14 protein-coding genes and 2 tRNA genes are annotated in these 18,336 nt (G+C 37.5%); 2 read left to right on the top strand and 14 right to left on the bottom strand.

Annotation, left to right across the window (positions count from 1 at the left end; all coding sequences use genetic code 11):
* Position 1: 1 nt before the first annotated feature.
* The 13 genes from BM327_RS03680 to BM327_RS03615 all read right to left on the bottom strand — a co-directional run bounded on the left by BM327_RS03680 (position 2) and on the right by BM327_RS03615 (position 9,612).
* The gene (locus BM327_RS03680) at positions 2 to 1,171 is read right to left on the bottom strand and encodes an imelysin family protein (protein WP_090246454.1); all 1,170 of its coding nucleotides are present in this window, start codon (positions 1,169 to 1,171) and stop codon (positions 2 to 4) included.
* A 57-nt stretch (positions 1,172 to 1,228) separates the two neighbouring features.
* On the bottom strand, positions 1,229 to 1,858 hold the full coding sequence (locus BM327_RS03675; RefSeq protein WP_090246452.1) for a response regulator transcription factor: 630 nt from the start codon (positions 1,856 to 1,858) through the stop codon (positions 1,229 to 1,231).
* Between the two features lie 112 nt (positions 1,859 to 1,970).
* The gene (locus BM327_RS03670; RefSeq protein ID WP_090246450.1) at positions 1,971 to 2,459 is read right to left on the bottom strand and encodes a hypothetical protein; all 489 of its coding nucleotides are present in this window, start codon (positions 2,457 to 2,459) and stop codon (positions 1,971 to 1,973) included.
* A 140-nt stretch (positions 2,460 to 2,599) separates the two neighbouring features.
* A complete protein-coding gene (locus BM327_RS03665) occupies positions 2,600 to 2,860 on the bottom strand; it encodes a GIY-YIG nuclease family protein (protein WP_090246448.1) in 261 nt (86 codons plus the stop codon).
* A gap of 556 nt (positions 2,861 to 3,416) precedes the next feature.
* A tRNA-Asp gene (locus tag BM327_RS03655) sits at positions 3,417 to 3,491 on the bottom strand.
* A gap of 39 nt (positions 3,492 to 3,530) precedes the next feature.
* Positions 3,531 to 3,608, bottom strand: a tRNA-Asp gene (locus tag BM327_RS03650).
* A 311-nt stretch (positions 3,609 to 3,919) separates the two neighbouring features.
* Entirely contained in the window at positions 3,920 to 4,780 is an 861-nt protein-coding gene (locus BM327_RS03645) for an aldo/keto reductase (RefSeq protein ID WP_170853662.1), read from the bottom strand.
* Positions 4,777 to 5,151, bottom strand: coding sequence for a DUF2255 family protein (locus tag BM327_RS03640; protein WP_244526187.1), 375 nt, complete (start codon positions 5,149 to 5,151; stop codon positions 4,777 to 4,779). Before BM327_RS03640 ends, BM327_RS03645 begins: the two co-directional genes overlap by 4 nt.
* A 5-nt stretch (positions 5,152 to 5,156) precedes the next feature.
* Positions 5,157 to 5,555, bottom strand: coding sequence for a (R)-mandelonitrile lyase (locus tag BM327_RS03635; protein WP_090246440.1), 399 nt, complete (start codon positions 5,553 to 5,555; stop codon positions 5,157 to 5,159).
* A 13-nt stretch (positions 5,556 to 5,568) separates the two neighbouring features.
* Positions 5,569 to 6,663, bottom strand: coding sequence for an alpha/beta hydrolase (locus BM327_RS03630; RefSeq protein WP_090246438.1), 1,095 nt, complete (start codon positions 6,661 to 6,663; stop codon positions 5,569 to 5,571).
* 12 nt (positions 6,664 to 6,675) lie between these two features.
* Positions 6,676 to 7,176: a cupin domain-containing protein gene (locus BM327_RS03625; protein ID WP_090246436.1), complete on the bottom strand. Its 501-nt coding sequence runs from the start codon at positions 7,174 to 7,176 to the stop codon at positions 6,676 to 6,678.
* Positions 7,177 to 7,266: 90 nt separating this feature from the next.
* The gene (locus BM327_RS03620; RefSeq protein ID WP_090246434.1) at positions 7,267 to 8,145 is read right to left on the bottom strand and encodes a helix-turn-helix domain-containing protein; all 879 of its coding nucleotides are present in this window, start codon (positions 8,143 to 8,145) and stop codon (positions 7,267 to 7,269) included.
* A 306-nt stretch (positions 8,146 to 8,451) separates the two neighbouring features.
* Positions 8,452 to 9,612 (bottom strand): peptidase associated/transthyretin-like domain-containing protein, encoded by a 1,161-nt coding sequence (locus tag BM327_RS03615; RefSeq protein ID WP_090246433.1) that lies wholly within the window; start codon positions 9,610 to 9,612, stop codon positions 8,452 to 8,454.
* Between the two features lie 142 nt (positions 9,613 to 9,754).
* On the opposite strand from BM327_RS03615, the gene BM327_RS03610 reads away from it, so the two are divergent.
* Entirely contained in the window at positions 9,755 to 12,457 is a 2,703-nt protein-coding gene (locus tag BM327_RS03610; protein ID WP_170853661.1) for an AAA domain-containing protein, read from the top strand.
* 135 nt (positions 12,458 to 12,592) lie between these two features.
* Positions 12,593 to 16,999, top strand: coding sequence for a T9SS type A sorting domain-containing protein (locus BM327_RS03605; protein ID WP_090246429.1), 4,407 nt, complete (start codon positions 12,593 to 12,595; stop codon positions 16,997 to 16,999).
* Positions 17,000 to 17,104: 105 nt separating this feature from the next.
* On the opposite strand, the gene BM327_RS03600 is transcribed toward BM327_RS03605, so the two are convergent.
* Positions 17,105 to 18,331 carry a DUF4374 domain-containing protein gene (locus BM327_RS03600; protein ID WP_090246427.1) on the bottom strand — a complete coding sequence of 409 codons (1,227 nt, stop codon included), beginning with the start codon at positions 18,329 to 18,331 and terminating at the stop codon, positions 17,105 to 17,107.
* Between the last annotated feature and the right edge of the window lie 5 nt (positions 18,332 to 18,336).

The following is an 18,336-nucleotide window of genomic DNA, read 5'->3' as shown; positions in this document are numbered from 1 at the left end:
ATTATTCTGGTAATTCAGTACTAATAATTAAATCTAAGTCCGAGGCTAAATTTGCAATCTCGTTACCTTGATTTTGAAGTTTTTTAATGGCTGTCATAATTGGACCATTTCCACCGATTGCTTCTTGTGTTAACGCATAGTCAAATGGAGCGGGGATTTCTTTAACTGCTGCCAATGTTTCTGTAAATACAGCTGTGTAATTTTCTTCTTTGTCTTTTTCCGCTTTTGCCAAGATGTCTTGAATAGAAGTTCCAGAAATGGTTTGACCATCGATAGTTGTGTACGTTCCAAAGTAAAGGTTGTAAATACCTTGAGCATTCAGGATAACATCTCTATGTGTATTATCAGAAAAACAAGAGTGCTCATCTTCTTGATCTTGGTTGTCTAAAGCAACAAACATGCGTTCTGAGGCCAATTCAGACTTTGAAAGTATACCCATTCCGGTTAGAATTTTATCTATTGCTGCCTTAGCATCCATTTCAATAAAGGTCCTTCTGTAGATGCCATTTTCAGCCCATTGATTTTTAACGTAAGCTAAATGATCAACCAACAAATCAGCACATATTTTTAAGTATTCACCACGTCTGTCTTGGTTACTTGCTGTACCCGTTCCATCGGTTACGAAGTCGGTGAAAGGTCTGTTTCCTGGAGTCATCAATGCTGTATTGGCATCATCTTGTCCCCACAATAAGAACTCTATGGCGTGGTAGCCAACAGATATGTTTTTTTCACCACCATTTTCGTTGGCATTTTCTAATAATTCAGGAGTGATTTCAATACTTGGGTCGTTTATAATACCAGCAGTTGTGTTTCCATCTACATAGTCGATATAAGCTTCATCCAAAGGCCATGCATTTAACAATCCTTCGGGACCATTCACGTCATCAATAGGTCCTTCTTGAAAACGAAATACTTCCGATTGACCATAAGCTTCTCTTGCAGCTAACCAAGCCTCTTTGGCTGCATCGAGTGTGTTTTGAGAGGGTGATTCAATGAGAACATTGATCGATTCTCTTAAAGTTACAGCTGTAAGATATGCATCATTGTAATTGGCGTAAGCTATTTTGGCAACCGTTTGTTGATATTCCGTTTGAAGTGAAGCTACCTTTTGTTTCGTGCAGGCTGTAAGTCCAATTGTTAATACCGTTATGACTATGAAGATTTTGTACATGTAAAGTAAATTTTATGCAAAGTTCATATTAATTGATTGTGAAGTCAATCCCACATTTTAGGTATTTTCAAGACTCATCAAACCTGTACTTTGAGCAAATAGTACGAGTTCAGAAACGCTTTTAACCCCTACTTTTTTTAGGATGTTCTTTCTGTGCGTATTAATGGTATGGTAACTTAAAAAAAGTTCTTCGGCAATTTGTTTACTGCTGTAACCATTTACAACGAGTTGCAGAACTTCAATTTCGCGTTTGCTGAGTTGTACGGGTAGGCAATTTAGAGTGTTTTCTTTGGTGGTATCTTCGAGTAATACTTCCAAAACTTTATTACAATACACTTTTCCACCTTTAAGAATAGATTCTAAAGACTCGTATATTTCGTCAAAGTCACATTCGTAGGTCATTACACTTTGAACACCAAGACTAAGAAGTTGTTTTACGGTTTTAAGATTGTGCTCAGAAACGTAGAGCATGATAGGGGTAGAGGTATAATTTATGGTGAGTTGTGCCAATTTTTCAGTGGCGAATTGTCTATCAGAACCGAAATCAATAAACAGTAGATCTATATCTGGCAGATCAGTGTTGACGGTATTTAGGTTTATGACAGTATTATTGGTATCGCGAGACTCTATAAGTTTGCTCAGACCTATTTCCAAAACTTCATTCGTACCAATAAACCCTACTTTCATTATTTTTATTTAGATTGTTTCTAAAGAGCAAAGGTGGAGATAAAGCAGCTTTAATTCAATACCACATTTTCGGTATTTTGGGTAAGCATAGGAAATTTAATGGAGAATGAATTTAGAAGGAATAACCTAAACTGAAAGTAGCGTGTAAATTTACAGGGTAAAATATTGCCCAGCTGTAACCATAATAGTTTAAACCGGTACGAAGAAAGACTCCTTTGGTTCCGGTGTATCTGTAGTGTAAGGTTACCATGGAGAACGGATCGTAGTTGGTATTACCTTCATAAAACTCTATACGATGTGTTACGCCCAGTCCACCTTCGAAGTGATGTTTTTTCGTAGGGTGAGATAACCATTGTATGCTTGTAGGAATACCAAATACGCTGTAGTCAAAATCTTTACTAAAGCCTATTCTTAGACTGGCTTTTTTTCTTTGAGTAATACGTTTATCATAATTGATAGAGGCGAAACCGACACCAACGGTTCCATTACCAGTTTTACCCTCTAAGAAAATAGTGTTGGCGCGAATAGAAGTTTGTGCGGTACTCAGAAAGTTAAACAAACCGACGATTACAATTGCTACTATTTGATGTTTCAAAGGCATAGTACAAGTTAAGGAATTTTTGAGTGCTAAAAAAATGATGGCATTTGTATATCTAGATGTGGTAGGGGGGGACTAAAATCCCGAAGGAATTGATACTCTCAGTCCCCAAGTGCCTTGGGGATTACAGGCATGTATTCTAACTAATTCAAATTTTTTTTGGGAGATAACATCAACGCCTTAATCTGATTTTTAGCGTATTTTTTTAATGATTTTTCACGCTTTAAAGCTGAAGTTTTATCGGGTAACAATTCTAGGTACACTATTATCCATGGAAGAAAGGTACGCGTATATCGACTCTCTCCCGTATTATGTTGTTCGAGTCTTTTGTAAGGAGCTGTTGAATATCCTTTGTAATACTTGTCGTGCAGTTCTGAATATAGGATATAAACAAAATGTTTCATTTTATGTTAGATTAAGTGATTGATTAAAAAGTTACGAACTATGTTCCGGTTTTAAAAACAAAATTGCAGAAGAAATTGATACTCTCAGTCCCCAAGTGCCTTGGGGATTATTCCTCCAGCCATAGAGGCGTATTTTCTTGGCGGTCTGGACGGGACTCGAACTCGTCCCCAAGATGCTTGGGGATGACAGGCATGTATTCTACCGCCTAAATATTGAGCGAATGATCGTAAATGAAATGAAGTGTATGTGGTAGAGTAAGGTGGGAAAAACTTTATAAAAACAAAAATCCCGAAGAAATTGATACTCTCAGTCCCCAAGTGCCTTGGGGATTATTCCGTCAGCCATAGAGGCGTATTTTTTTGGCGGTCTTGACGGGACTCGAACTCGTCCCCAAGATGCTTGGGGATGACAGGTATGTGTTTTAACCAAAATGAGATTATATAAAAAACAAAAGTGCCGAAGAAATTGATACTCTTCGACACTCTCTAGCCCTTCAGCCATAAAGGGATATTTTTAAAAATGAAAAAAGCTCCAAGAAAACTTGAAGCTTTTTTGCGGTCTGGACGGGACTCGAACCCGCGACCCCATGCGTGACAGGCATGTATTCTAACCAAGCTGAACTACCAGACCGTTTGTTTCATTTTTTATACACGTTTAAACTTCGTGTCTTGGCGGTCTGGACGGGACTCGAACCCGCGACCCCATGCGTGACAGGCATGTATTCTAACCAAGCTGAACTACCAGACCGTTTTTCTTATTTCTTTGTGTCATTCCTCGTTTGGAGACGGGTGCAAAATTACGTCAATTATTTGAATCTGCAAGCGTTTTTGAAGAAAAAAATCAAATTATTTTTCAACTTGTTAATACTCAATTAAATAAAAATGAAGTTTTTTTTGAGTGTTTGTAAGTAAGTATGGAAATGTAAGGATTTCTCCTTTAGAATGAAGCTTTGAAAGTAGAAAACCTCAGTCTTTTGACTGAGGTTTTTAAGGTTCTGATGAAAACAATTTCACTTTTAAGGTCGGAAGAATAGTTGTGAAATGTGTTTTCAATTCAATTTACTTACCAGAATACACTGGGAAAACACTTGCTTCACCATAATCTTGGATCGGATCCATGTTGTATAATGTGTGCATATCCTCTTCTGAAATTTCAAAATCTACATCAGCATTGTTGGCCATATGTTTTGGATTAGCTGTTTTGGGTAATGGAAGTAATCCAAGTTGTAGATCATAGCGAATACCTAGTTGTGGAATACTCACTCCATATTTATCCGCTATGCTACCTACAGCTTCATTTTTTAATAACTCACCATGACCAATAGGTGAATAGGCTTGTACCAAGATGTTGTTGTCTTTACAGTATTGAATTAATGCTTTCGGTGTATTGGTGATGTGTGCCAATATTTGGTTCACCATAGGTTCTATAGTACAGTTTTTTAATATGTTTGAAACATCTTCTTGCTTAAAGTTAGATAAACCAATGGCTTTGATCTTTCCTGCTTTGTAGGCATCTTCTAAAGCTCTCCACGCTTCAATATTACCGTCAAAATGTCTGTCTTCTTCATGGTACTCCATCCATGGCTTTGGACTGTGAATGATCATTAAATCTATGTATTCTAAACCTAGTTTATCTAATGATTCATCGATTGCTTTAGTAGCCTCGTCGTAGCTTTTTATTTCTGCAGCTAGTTTAGTAGTAATGAATAATTCTTCTCTGGCAACTCCAGCTTTTTTTATTCCTTCTCCCACACCTTCTTCGTTTTGATAGGCTTGAGCTGTATCTATATGTCTATATCCTAGTTTTACAGCTTCTTGAATGGCTTGAGGAACAGTTTCGTTGTCGATAAACCATGTTCCTAAACCTAATTTTGGTATTTGTACCCCGTTTGAAAGGGTATATTTTTCTTGTAAGATCATATTTCTTCTTTTAAAGTGATTAATACTGTGGCCGCTTTCGTGCGCGGACTTACCATAGGGTAGAGGTAAGGGCTTGAAGCATATTTATATTCATAGGCTTCATCTATTTTGGATAGTAGTGCAGGGTCTACAATGGCTTGAAAGTCTACTTTAAAACTTTTACCAGCAGCCTTAATTATTCCTGCTTTTTGAGCCAGGGCAGATTGATACCAACGAGAAGTTTTTCCATTATAGGCTCTAACATATAAATTACCGTTTACCAAAACCTCCCAAATCCAAGTAGGGGTCCCTGTTGTTTTCCCATCGGATTTGTAGGGAGCTATGTGTAAATCATTTTTTTGATCTATTTCCTTTAATATATCCGTTGTCATTGCCATTATTTTTGAGTGTATTGTTCATCCGTAACATGTTCTAACCAAGTCACTGCACTACCATCTAATTCTTCTTGTATAGCTATATGACTCATGGCTTTTTTAGCTGAGGCACCATGCCAGTGCTTTTCTCCTGCTTCGAACCAAACTACGTCTCCTGGTTTTATTTCTTCTATAGGGCCGCCTTCTCTTTGTACCCATCCTAATCCGGATTGTACGATAAGTGTTTGTCCAACTGGGTGTGTGTGCCATGCTGTTCTTGCTCCAGGTTCAAAAGTTACTAAAGCACCACTGGCTTTCGCTCCTTCTTTTTGTGGGAATAATGGATCGATTCTTACAGATCCTGTAAACCATTCTTTTGGTCCTTCCATAGAGGGTATTATTCCGTTTTTAGTGATTTCCATACTATTGAGTGTTTTATTTTAAGTTCTCATTAAAGAATCCTTCGATTTTACTGAAAGGAATGTAGTTGTTCTTACCTCCATCGTATAAATCGGTGTGTACCGCATCTTTAATGATGACCAATTCTTTGGGTTCGTTAGCTGCTTTGTATGCGTCTTCACTAAAATAACGTGAGTGTGCATTTTCACCGGCAATGATTAATACTGGTCTTGGAGCTATCTCTTTAATATAAGTTAAAATAGGCATATTCATTAAAGAAATAGGTGTAGTAACCGTCCAAGCTCCGTTTGAGTTGATAGATCGTGGATGGAATCCTCTGTCTGTTTTGTAGTAGTTTACATAACCTTGAACAAATTCTGGCTCTTCTCCCGTCAACTGATCTGCTTCTGGTAAACCTTGTTGTCCTAATGCAGGCTCACCGTTTTCAGCATCTGCCCAACGTTGTAGACTCAGTTGTTTTAGCATTTGTTGGCGTTCTTCTTCCTTCATGCTGTCGAAGTATCCTTGAGCGGTAACGCGCGACATATCGTACATACTCGCTACAGCAACCGCTTTAATTCTTTTGTCTACAGCAGCTGCGTTTAAGGCAAAACCACCAAAGCCACAGATACCTATCATACCTACATTTTCTTTATCCACATAGTTTAATGTTCCAAGGAAATCTATCGCTGCGTTTAAATCTTCTGTGTTGATATCTGGAGAAGACACATTTCTTACATTTCCACCACTTTCACCTGTAAATGATGGATCAAAAGCAATGGTTACAAAACCTCTAGCGGCCATTTCGTTGGCGTAGAATCCAGAAGCTTGTTCTTTTACCGCTCCGTAAGGTCCACTTAAAGCAATAGCTGGCATTTTCTCTGATCTGTTTTTAGGTGTGTATAAGTCACCTGTTAATTCTATACCGTAACGGTTGGTGAATTTTACTTTTGCTCTGTTTACATTTTCGTTTAATTCAAAGGTGTAATGTTCTACTGTTGTTGTCATGTTTTCTGTTGTTTTATTTTCTTGTTCTTCTTTTATAGCTGGGGTTGATGGCTTCGTTTTATTTTCTGTGCAAGCGCCTAAGGCAAATAAACTTGCAGATAAAATGAGAAGTTGTTTTTTCATTTTTTGATGTGTTTATTGTTGGTAATATTCTTTATCTGTCACGACTTCTTGCCAGTTTACAATACCTAAGTCCGTTTTGGGAACGATGTACATTTGGTATAAACTACTGTCTGGTGCAGCGCCATGCCAATGGCGGGTGTTGGGTGGACAGTGAACTACGTCTCCTTTGTGCAGCGTATCAACGGGTTGACCTTCGATTTGATGGTAACCTTTACCGGCAGTAATGATTAATATTTGTCCACCTGGATGTGTATGCCAGTTGCTTCTGGCTGTTGGATGGAAGACTACATTTCCTACAAGGGAATTGTAGATACTGTCTGGAGCATGTAGTGGATAATGGTAGGCATCACCGGTGAAAAATTCAGCACTTCCTTTTTGACCGAGTGGCCAAATGTCTTCATGTTGAGCTACTGAAGCATGTTTGTCAGTAGAAATATTTGTTTCTTCTTTTTGATGTGTACATGCACCAATGATAAGTGCAAGTAGTGTGATGTATTTGATTTTCCCTTTCATTGTTTACAAGTATTGTTTTAAGCTTACTTGCAAATTTACAGGGAAAGGGAGGGGAGGTGGTAAAGAAAATCAAATCAAAAATTATAAAAATCAAACATGTTCTACTCTATGAGATTTTGGTGTTGTACCGGTAAGTTTTTTAAAAAAGTTGTTGAAATAGGTAGGATATTCAAAACCTAAAGCAAAACCTATTTCTGCAATGTTCCAATTGGTGTGTTGCAGGAGTGCTTTAGCTTCGCTAGCAATACGCTCTTGTATGAGTGTGCTGGTAGATTTACCCGTTACTGTTTTTACGGCTCTATTGAGAGAGTTGACGTGCACAGCTAGGCCGTTGGCGTAATCTTGTGCACTTTTAAGTTGAAGGGGGTGTTCGGCATTTTCAATAGGGAATTGTCTTTCGAGCAGTTCAAAGAATACTGTTGTTAGGCGTTCGGATGCATTGTTTTCCTTTTTTATGCGTTCTGAAGGTTGCATCTTTAAGGCTTCGTGTATGATGAGCTCTATATAGTTGCGAATGAGTTCGTCTTTGTGTTCATAATCAGAGGCTTGTTCGGAAATCATACGCTTGAAAAGTTGATTTAAAAACAAACGTTGTTCTTCAGAGATGTTTAAGATGGGGGTACCGCCAAGCTTAAAGAAAGGAGATTGAAGTAAGCTCTCGGATTTTTCGTGTTTATTTAAAAAGTCTTCTGTAAACAAACAAGTATAGCCTTGGTATCTAGAACTTATGGTTTCCCATGAATAAGGAATGTGCGGGTTTCCAAAGAAGAGTATACTACCTTCTTGTTCGTAAGTTCTATCAGCATAGTGTATATTACTCTGGCCTGTGGTTAAGCAAATTTTATAGAAGTCTTTACGACTATAATTTAAAGTAGCTTTATTGTCTTCTTCAATATTGAATACATTGAATCCCTTCAATTTTAATTCATTGTTATAGGCAACTCTTTCTTTAATTCTTTGCTTTTCCATGTTACAAAAGTAAGAAAATCAAACATAGCTTTTTTGTAGTATACAAGAGGAGAGTGTTTTTGAAACGACAAAATGAATAATCAAATAGGGATAGTACGAATAGCCCGCAAAACAAAACAGCATTGATAAAAAGCTGGTGAAAGCGACGGCAGAAGCTTTTGAGCAGCTTGTTTAGAAAGGTGTTTTGGAAGAGGACTAGGAGGGATAGCCCGACCCCAAGATTTTTGGGGTGTTTGTCACTACAAAAAAAGAAAACTCCTCTCTAACTTGAAGCTAAAGAGGAGTTCTGATATTGGTTATTGTTGCTTACATGTTAAGAATCACCCATTCCATGATGTCTTCCATTTGCGGGTTATTGTTACCACCCGGGTGATTGTGGAAGGCTGTATATAATATGTTTCCGCTTGCAGAACCTGAACAAGGGCCAATGTTGTCTCCGTGGTTCAAGTGAGTTTGCAGTGCATTGGCATTGATTGTAATGGTAATGGGATTGTTTGGATTTCCTGGAGGAATGTGGCAAATGGTTACCCACTGACCGTTATTTCCATTGTTTGAAACTCCACTTGGGTAATCGCTGTGTGTGGTGTCAAAAACCTGCGTGCGTATCATCAAAGGATCTCCAGCAGGTGAACTCACTAGGGTTTCCCAGAAGGTATTGTCGAGGTTTTGAATCTCTTCCCAGCTTCCTAAATCAAAATCTATATCTACAGAAGAGGTGCCGATATAGGTAGAGAGTGCAGTGTTATTGATTACGCAATTGTTTACAAGTCCCGTAGTTCCACTCTTGGTAGTACACAAAAGATTATCTTGGATAAACCCACCTGGGCGAGCATTTGCACAGTTCCCTGTGTTGGTTCCGATGAGATAAGCCACGGCCCAGTCTGACACATAGATGGAGTTACCATTAAGGGCGTAGGAATTTAGGTTTTGACATGCCGTTGGGGTAATGTTGGCAGAGCTTGAAGCGCAATTGATAAAAAGAGCATCGTAGTTTAAGAGGGTGTTGATGTTTTCTAAATCTTGTTGCGAAATTTGGGTAGCATTGTAACCGAGCGTGGTTAAAATGGCTTCAATTTCATCGTAGTTTCCGGGAACATAAGCGATGCTTGCGGCTTGAGTTAAGCGTAAGTCAGCGTTGTTGATTTCTACAATTTTACCTTCGTTGATTTCTATTTCTGTTTGGTTTCTAAAGATGGATCCATCACCCGTTTGCACATGTAGCGTGTGCTTACCATCAGGAGCATCTAATTCGAAATAACCTTTAGAATCTGTATAGGTGTAATAAATTTCACCTTCGTAATCTATGAAAAGTAGGGCGTTGGGTATGGTGGTTACATTGTTTGGGGCCGTAATGGTACCGGTAACTCTACCAGCATCCTCTATGCCGCTTTCTTTTTCTATTTCCTTTTTACACGCAGTAAGAAAAACGAGTCCAAGACTTAGGGCAAGTACAAGTGTTTTTTTCATAGTAATAGTTTTGGTTTAACTAAATATAGTGTTTTTATATAGATGGTGCACAGGGGCGTAGGGTTGCCTCCATAAAGGTTTATTCTTTGTTTGCAAGGGGGAAAGTGATTATATTTTTATTTTCGTGATGCAAGTTAGTATTATGTTTAAACCCAAAGATTTTTACGCCTATCTCAAGGATTGTTATCAATTGGATAACCAAATTCTCCAGGTAGATAATGTTTTATCTACGAAGTATAAATTTAAGTGGTTTGAAACCAGAGAAGAAGCATTGATACACGAGGTGCTTCCATTGATACCCTATCATCAGCCAAAAATTGAAGAGTTAAAAAAAGAACTAAGCTTTAATGCTTTGGAAACCCAACTCTTTTATGGTTTTATTTATTTGTTGGGATATCAGGAAAATGAATGGTTAAAGGACAAGCGATTGGTTGCGCCTTTGCTTTTATTTCCAGCAGAAATTATAGATAAGGAGGACTTGAGTTATTTACAGATTTCTCGCGAAAACTGTGTGATTAACCCTGCTGTGTTGTCTAAATTAACTGAGAAATATGCAGGTGCAAAACATGATTTTGAAAAGTCCTTGTTTTTAAAGTTAAATTCCAATGATATTTTGTCTGACCAATGGTTTGCCTTGCTCGACAGGTATTTTACAGGCTGTGAAATGGAGGAGCTTCTTTTCATGCCTAAAGTATGGAGTAGACAAAAAATAAGTAGAAGCTTTTCTGAGGGGAAAATTGAAGGGTTAAAATTTGTACCAGGTGCATGCACGGTGGTGGCGAATAAATCACTCAATAGCTTAAAGGTTTCGCATGATTTGGAATCTATGCAGAACTTAAATACGTGGAGTTCATGTTTAGAAGATATCTTAAATGGAGAGGATAAGGCACTCGTTGCTTTGGATAATAACTATGCTTCCACGCGTTTGAATGATGAGCAAAATAAAGCAGTGTTAAACGCTTCTACTTTTACAAATTCTGTAATTATTGGTCCACCTGGAACGGGTAAGAGCTATACCATAAGTAATTTGGTTGTGGATATACTTTTAAATGATAAGAGTGTATTGCTTGTATCTAAGAGTAAACAAGCCGTTGATGTTTTAAGAGAGATGTTAACGCGTGAATTTCAACTGGAGGATTACATGGTGAATACATCCTCACCGCGGTATAGGAGAAGTTTAATGTTTCGTTTAAAGCGCTATTTGAATGGTGTTTATAGAAAGCATGAAGGAAATAGTAGCGATTATAACTTAAAGGGGTTATACAGGAATAAGGAAACACTTGAAAAAAGTTTTAAAACAGAGGTTGAAAGAGAACTTGAGCTTTGTAAGATTAACTTAGAAGGACTAGGAGGGTGGAAGAGTAAATGGCGGAAATTGTATTTGGAAAGTCCCTTTTTATCGGGTGCAAAAATTCAGCGATTACAAGAAAAGATAGAACAGGTAAATCTTCGCATTAATAGTAATCTTAAAGAATTTACACGACTCAAATTAGCCGAACTTAAAAGTGAGAATATCTCTAAACATAGAAAGGTATTATCGAACTTTTACAACGCATTAGATCAAAGTAATTTTACGCAGTTGAAAAGTGCAATGGAGCAGTTAGACAGTGAAAAGCTTTTAAAAGTTTTTCCTTTATGGCTCGTAAATTTGGGAGAACTAAACAGCGTACTTCCCTTACAAAAAAATGCCTTTGACTTTGTGATTATTGATGAAGCAACCCAGTGTGATATTGCAACAGCATTACCGGCTTTGTACAGGGCCAAAAGAGCAGTCGTGGTTGGTGATCCTAATCAATTGAAGCATTATTCTTTTGTTTCCAAAAATGCACAAGAAAATTTAAGGAGGGTGTATGAACTAACTGAAAGTAAAATCTTAGACTATAGGGGGAGAAGTGTCTTGGATTTATTTGTTCACCAGTTACATTCTCAAAATCAATTGAGTTTTTTACAGGAACATTTTAGGTCAACCCCGTCCATTATTTCTTTTAGCAATGATCATTTCTATGAAGGATTGTTGAAGGTGATAAAATCAACTCCTTCATATATAAGAGAGCAAAACATTCAACTTATAGACCTTAAAGGAGTAAGAAACAAAGAAGGAGTCAATGAACAAGAGGTAGAGAGGGTTAGGTCTTTGTTAAAAGAAATTACGCTTCGTTATAAAGGTTTACAAGCACCACCCAGTATAGGTGTTATTTCACCTTTTTCTGTCCAGGTTAAGGCTATACAGCGCGTATTAAAAGATGAGTTTTCTATAGAGGAGATGAAGCAATTCAAGCTTTTCTGTGGTACGCCCTATCAATTTCAAGGATCGGAGCGCGATATTGTGATTATGAGTGTGGTTGTAGATGACACATCCCATAGTTCCGCCTTTTTACACCTCAATAAAGCAGAAGTTTTCAATGTAGCTATTACGCGAGCGAAATCTTTTCAATACGTCATTCATTCTCTGCAAGAACACGTGTTTAAAAAGGATGATTATATCGCTAAATACATCAGACATCTTAAAGAACAGCATATACAGAGTACAAGGGATGACATGAAAGATGAATTTCAGCGTGAAGTACAAAGTTTTATTGAAAGTAGAAAACTCGGGCAGGTGTATACTTCTTTTCCCGTAGCTGGAAGTTTGTTGGATGTTTTGGTGGTGAAGGATGCACGCAGTTATTTCATTGATTTGATTGGATATCCCGGAAAATTCAAAGGAGCTTTTAGCCTAGAAAGGTACCAAACCTTAAAAAGATCGGGTATTGAAACTTTTCCTTTGCGCTACAGTTATTGGAAACAGAATCAAAAAGAGGCGAAAGAAAGTATTTTAACGTTTGTGGAAGGTAGTACGAAATAACGGATATATTGAATCTGTTTTCAGGGGGGTAGATTAGTAGTTTGAAACTCTAACTTTTACTTTAGGCTTGGAAACTAGGAGTATGTAGGGAATGTTTTTACTTTTGTTACTTAATTGTACTAACTACTTAAAGATATGAAACAGGTCATACTACTCTTAATTTTCCTTCCCTTATACTTTCTAGGAAGGGCGCAAGAATATGTTCACGACGGTCCTATAGATAATAATGATACACTTAATATTACCGCCGCTGAGGCATATAGTACAGCGGGATGGACACCTATTATTTCTTACGCATACGGTGGAAGCACCTCTACCAATTATTGGTCTTCTGTTCAAACATTACCCTTTAATTTTGAATTTTTTGGTCAACCAGTTACCCAGTTTTGTATTAGTAAAAATTACTTGCTGACCTTTGATGCATCTGTGGTTGGTTCTGCGGTTAATTCGTCATTGAATGCAGATAATACGCTTTTGCCTCACCCTGATTTACCGAACAATACGATTGCTGCAATGTGGGGTAAGTTTAGTAATTATCAAGGTTATGTAGGCGATTCTATTTATTCCAAAGTAAAAGGTACAGCTCCAAATAGACAGTTATGGTTACGATTTAACCATTGGAAATTGGAAAACTTTAGCCACTATACCAGTTTTTTGGTTTTGGAAGAAGGCACGAATAATATTTACATGGTTGATGGAGCAGGAACGACGGATGGATCAACAACTACAATTGGAGTTCAAAAGAATGACTCTACCGCTTTCCAAATTTCTGGTTCACCATACATTGAACACCTAACGGATAATGGAGGTAATGTTTTTTTTAATCAGTTACAATTCTATGAGTTTATTGTACCTCAAGCCAACGATCTGAAGGTTGTGTCTATAGATTCAGTAGATTTCTTTTGTTCAGGTATAAACCCTGTATATGCGACTCTTCAAAATTATGGTAATACATTGGTGGATACATTTTCTATTGGATGGCGTTTAAACGGTGTTTTACAGACACCTGTTCAGATTTATGATACTCTTGAATCAATGAGTATGGATAGCATTTCACCCAATGTTAAGCAGTTTTATCTTGGAGATGCGAATTTTTTATCAGATACAAATATTATAGAGGTCTTCACGTATCTTCCCAATAATTTAATGGATAACGTACCTGAAAATGATACCTTAAAACAAAGGGTGATTTCTGCTGCTTCACCCGATAGTATTACTGTAAGTTTTCTGGGAGGTGAATTCGTTCAGCTACAAACAGCGAATAGTAATTTACCAGTATGGGTTGAATATGGTTTACCTGGATTTACGCTAGGCAATGGAACTACTTATCAATCAACAACAGGGAATTTTGAATTACCTAATTTAACTCCAAATACCGATTATGAGTTGTATGTTAAAACCTACTGTTCAGCGACAGAACAAAGTAATTTTATCTATCCTATAAGTTTTAAAACAGATTGTGCTTCTATCCCGGTTCCTTATTACAACGACTTAAACAATACCTTTAATAATTGTTGGCCTAGGGCTAGTGATGGGCATTGGACAGAGCACCCAACAACTTTTGGTTATTCTGGTTTTATATGGTATTTTAATAGCTATAGTAGCTATGATTTCACCAATGTTTATGGTTCCCTTGAATTTAATTTTTTATCATGGGATTACAAAGATGAACAAGCATGGTTGATAACAGAACCCTATGATTTTAGTGATACAGGAAATTATGAACTAGAATTACATGTTTTCGGTAAAGGAGTTGGTTATCAAGCATATACAACGGGGCTGGGAGTGGATGATTCTTTACGATTTTTAGTTTCATATGATAATGGTAAATCATGGAGTTCTTTGTACGTATGGGATCATGAAACAGTACCTGATTTTAGAGGTGAATATATTACCCTCGATTTGGGATATATGGATCATCGCTACGTGCGTTTTGCCTTTTATGCCGACATGGGAGATGCCTACAGTGTTAATCAATATCAATTCGTATGGGATGAGTTGGAAATTAGGAAGAAAAAGTCATGTAGTTCCCCGCAAAAGTTAGTTAGAGGATTTGTGAATGATACCTCAATGATGATTCATTTTGAGGATAGTCTTGCGGTTGGACCTTGGGTGATGGAATACGATACGGCCAGTTTCGTATTAGGTACAGGACATACGGTTCTTATCACGGACACCTTTAATTTAATTACCAATTTAACAGCGGGCACGCAATACGATGTATATGTTTCAACCCTTTGTGGGTCAGATACAAGTTATGCTTTGGGTAGATTAAGGGAAAAAACTGACTGTGCACCGATACAACCTCCGTATTTCGAGCCTTTTACAAGTACTCCACTTGTTGGGTCAGCAACTTGTTGGAGGACAGATGCATATAGTAAATTGGTGAGTTTTGTTTCTTCTTCCTATTATTTGCCAACGACTTTAGGTCGTAATCATTCAGGAAGTGGAGGAGCAGTTGGTGTACCAGCTGGCCTCCTTAATGTAAATCACGATACTAGTTTTTACTATACGCCGATTGTTGATGTGAACAATGTGGAGTCAACCGAAATTTCCTATTTCGTATATGCCAATGCTGGCTTTGGTGGACCACTGGATAGTGCTGTTTTTACCACGCATTATAGTTGGAATGGTGGCCCCTGGATTCTATTGGATAAAGTAGATGAATCTTACGGTGATGTTTGGGTGGAAAAGAAATTTAATCTACCAATCAATTCGGGGAGAGTACAATTAAGGTTTGGATTTAAAAAGGAATTAGATGTGCCATACAGTGCAGGCTTACATTTTACTTTTGATGATTTAACAATTACCGCCGGACCAAATTGTTTGCCTTTAGATAGTTTGACGTATACGAACTTAACAGATACTTCATTGGAGTTGAATTGGATAGATGTAATGCCTTCTGTTGAGTATTTAATTGAATATGATACTGTTAATTTTACTCCAGGAACGGGAACAGTTGTTTCAACACTTAATAACCCTTATACCTTGAATGGTTTAATTGACAATACAGGATATGATATCTATATAAGTAATGTTTGTTCAAACAGTGATACTAGTGCTTTAGTAGGACCTATTAATGTACAAACCGATTTTTATTGTCCTCCAATTTCAAACCTAAGTATTTTAGGAAATGATACAACTAGTTTAACGGTTCAATGGCAAGCGAATGGTCAAGAAAACTCATGGAATATAGTGATGGATACCACAGGTTTTATTCCGGATACAAGTGTAGTTAACGTTTTCAATACGCAACAAAACCCTTATACTTTTTTAAATTTAACGGAAGGATTTAGGTATGATGTTTACGTACAAACAGAATGTGGCGGAGGTGTAAATAACCCATGGATTGGGCCTCTTAGTTATACTGTACCGTATGTAAATGATAATAGTTGTAGTGCAACTAATGTACCCGTAAATGGTCAGTCAACGATTTATTCAAATAATGGGGCAACAAAATTACCGGGAGAGCCTTTAACTGGAGGGCAACATTCTGTTTGGTTTAAATTTATTGCACCAGCAAATGGGGCGGTTTATATTGATCCTTGTCAAGCTGATTTTTCAGTGATGACGGAAGTGTTTAGCGTAGGGGATTGTGCTGATTTTTCTACTTATACAACTTATGGTTGGAAGTCTATAAACCCAAATCCACAATGTACCTATCCCTCGGGAATCGCTGGTTTATATGTGTGTGATCTTGTACCAGGAGATGAATATTACTTAGCTGTAAGTTCGGGGTTTATGAATAGTACGGGATCTTTTGAATTAACATTGTCTGAAGTTCAAACGCCAATTTTAAGTACCGTAGATCAAGTTTTGGTTTGTCAAGGTAATTCTGTGAATCTTACAAGTGAAATGAGTGGTTATGATGGAACTGTTTCTTGGTCCATCTTGGATCCAGGTGTTGTTCTTCAAGGAGAAACAATCTATACAACTAATATGAATTTAGGCGTATATGACGTTCAATTTAATGTGGCTAAAGGATGTTTGCAAGATTCATTAGTTGTAGAAGTTCATGTATTAGGTCCAACAGATGCAGGTACCAATGGTCAGGCTGTTTTCTGTAAAAATGAACCCATGGATTTACTGAGTGCCTTAGGCGGAACACCAGATAGCCTAGGGTATTGGACAAACGCTCAAGGGAATACATTTACGCATGATCAGTTGAATTCGGGTTCTGTTGGTGGCCAATTTATCTATACCTATACGGCAGACAATGGTGCCTGTCCTACAGAAGAGTCTGAAGTCTTTGTAATTGTAGATGAATTTTGTGATTATCTGACGACAGATGAACTTGAATTGACTTCTATAAGAGTATTTCCTAATCCTACACAAGATGACGTCTTCATTAAAGCTTCAACTGATATTTCAGGTATTTCTGTTCAATTGTTTAATGTGGAAGGGAAGAGTGTGAGTAATGCAGAGATGGAAAGGTCTGATCGTTTTATAAGGATAAACTTGTCGGCATGTGCTAAGGGAATCTATTTTTTACACTTAATGGAAAAGGGTGAATTAAATGTTTACAAAGTAGTACTTCAATAGACACTTCTATTCCTAGATAAAAAATATATCATGGATATAAAAAAAATCCCACTTCATTTAGAAGTGGGATTTTTTTGAAGTTTATCTAAAAAAAGAGAAGAGGTGCTAGTATTTGAAAATACCTTGTAATTGTCCGCCACCTATAGTTGCTCCTTTTGTTGCCGTCGCTGTTGAGGCATCTACTGCATATACTGCCGCTGAAGTACCATCGTTAATAGAAACCATTACTTTTCCATTTTCTTTAAAGAAAGGTGTTTTGTACTGACCACCGTGTAATGGAATATCGTTTACGATTTCGAAAGTTTCATTGTCTACATCAATAATAGCAATTTTACATATTGGGTTTTCCGTTGTAAATCCAGCCCAAGATCCTACTCCTGAAGCATCATCTGTAGCCACTTCAATAACACGGGCAACAATTTTTCCATTTCCTGCATACTCACCCGTCATTACTCTGTATCCGTGGTCGTCTTCTACATTCATAAAGAAAGAAGCGTCAAACTCATCCGTTGCACCATCAATTTTTAAGACTCCAGAAGGATTGTCAACTTGGGTATATCCTGCTGCATAAGAAGCTGTCGTTAAGGCATAAATGTCTCCATTTTCCGCTTCCATAATTACAGGTTGGTTTCCATAGTAACCTATAGGAGTTGAACGTGCATCTTTGATAATTTTTTGCAAGGTCATATCTGGATAACTGTAGATGGCTACATAAGCAGTATCTGTAATGGGTGTTTCCCAAGTATCTCCAACTAGCGGGTAAAAAGGAATGTATGCTTTTCCGTTTTTCAATAAAATATCGTTGGGCCAAACATTAATTTGAGTACCATTGTGCATAGGAGCGTAAATGGTTTGTGTATTGCTGCTGGTAATAGAAACACTTGTAGGGTCTATGATTTGGAAGTTACAATCAAATGCACCACCTCCCCATGGAGCTCCTATACCGAATAATACGTCGCTTTCTGCATCATATTCCATAAGGTCTACACGTTCAAAAATAAACTGACCTTTTTCTGTAAACATGCCGTTCTGCACATCATAAGCCGTAGCAAAATTTTCTGTGTAATTGAAAGCAAAATACGTGTCGTTTGTAGCTGCAAAATAACACCAACCCGTTTGTTCCACACCCATACCGGTTGATGATATGTTACCTTCAGTTACACTTTGTGTGCTTACAATAAAATCTGCCGTACCGTCTGCACTTCTTAATCCCACAACATAGCCGCTTGCATTCGCATTGTTATCTACATTGTCTTTAGGATCTTCTTTTTTACAGGCTACCATGCTCACTGTTAATAGGGACAAGGCACCTATTTTAATCGCGTTTTTCATTTGTT

This window comes from Lishizhenia tianjinensis, assembly GCF_900116425.1.
Lineage (GTDB): Bacteria > Bacteroidota > Bacteroidia > Flavobacteriales_D > Crocinitomicaceae > Lishizhenia > Lishizhenia tianjinensis.
This window is presented reverse-complemented; position numbering and strand designations above follow the sequence as displayed.

Excerpts from the sequence above, each read along its gene's own strand:
- BM327_RS03635 (WP_090246440.1), bottom strand. The coding sequence starts at position 5,555 with ATGGAAATCACTAAAAACGGAATAATACCCTCTATGGAAGGACCAAAA.
- BM327_RS03615 (WP_090246433.1), bottom strand. The coding sequence starts at position 9,612 with ATGAAAAAAACACTTGTACTTGCCCTAAGTCTTGGACTCGTTTTTCTT.
- BM327_RS03610 (WP_170853661.1), top strand. The coding sequence starts at position 9,755 with ATGTTTAAACCCAAAGATTTTTACGCCTATCTCAAGGATTGTTATCAA.
- BM327_RS03625 (WP_090246436.1), bottom strand. The coding sequence starts at position 7,176 with ATGAAAGGGAAAATCAAATACATCACACTACTTGCACTTATCATTGGT.
- BM327_RS03600 (WP_090246427.1), bottom strand. The coding sequence starts at position 18,331 with ATGAAAAACGCGATTAAAATAGGTGCCTTGTCCCTATTAACAGTGAGC.
- BM327_RS03675 (WP_090246452.1), bottom strand. The coding sequence starts at position 1,858 with ATGAAAGTAGGGTTTATTGGTACGAATGAAGTTTTGGAAATAGGTCTG.
- BM327_RS03670 (WP_090246450.1), bottom strand. The coding sequence starts at position 2,459 with ATGCCTTTGAAACATCAAATAGTAGCAATTGTAATCGTCGGTTTGTTT.
- BM327_RS03640 (WP_244526187.1), bottom strand. The coding sequence starts at position 5,151 with ATGACAACGGATATATTAAAGGAAATAGATCAAAAAAATGATTTACAC.
- BM327_RS03665 (WP_090246448.1), bottom strand. The coding sequence starts at position 2,860 with ATGAAACATTTTGTTTATATCCTATATTCAGAACTGCACGACAAGTAT.
- BM327_RS03630 (WP_090246438.1), bottom strand. The coding sequence starts at position 6,663 with ATGAAAAAACAACTTCTCATTTTATCTGCAAGTTTATTTGCCTTAGGC.
- BM327_RS03680 (WP_090246454.1), bottom strand. The coding sequence starts at position 1,171 with ATGTACAAAATCTTCATAGTCATAACGGTATTAACAATTGGACTTACA.
- BM327_RS03605 (WP_090246429.1), top strand. The coding sequence starts at position 12,593 with ATGAAACAGGTCATACTACTCTTAATTTTCCTTCCCTTATACTTTCTA.
- BM327_RS03645 (WP_170853662.1), bottom strand. The coding sequence starts at position 4,780 with ATGATCTTACAAGAAAAATATACCCTTTCAAACGGGGTACAAATACCA.
- BM327_RS03620 (WP_090246434.1), bottom strand. The coding sequence starts at position 8,145 with ATGGAAAAGCAAAGAATTAAAGAAAGAGTTGCCTATAACAATGAATTA.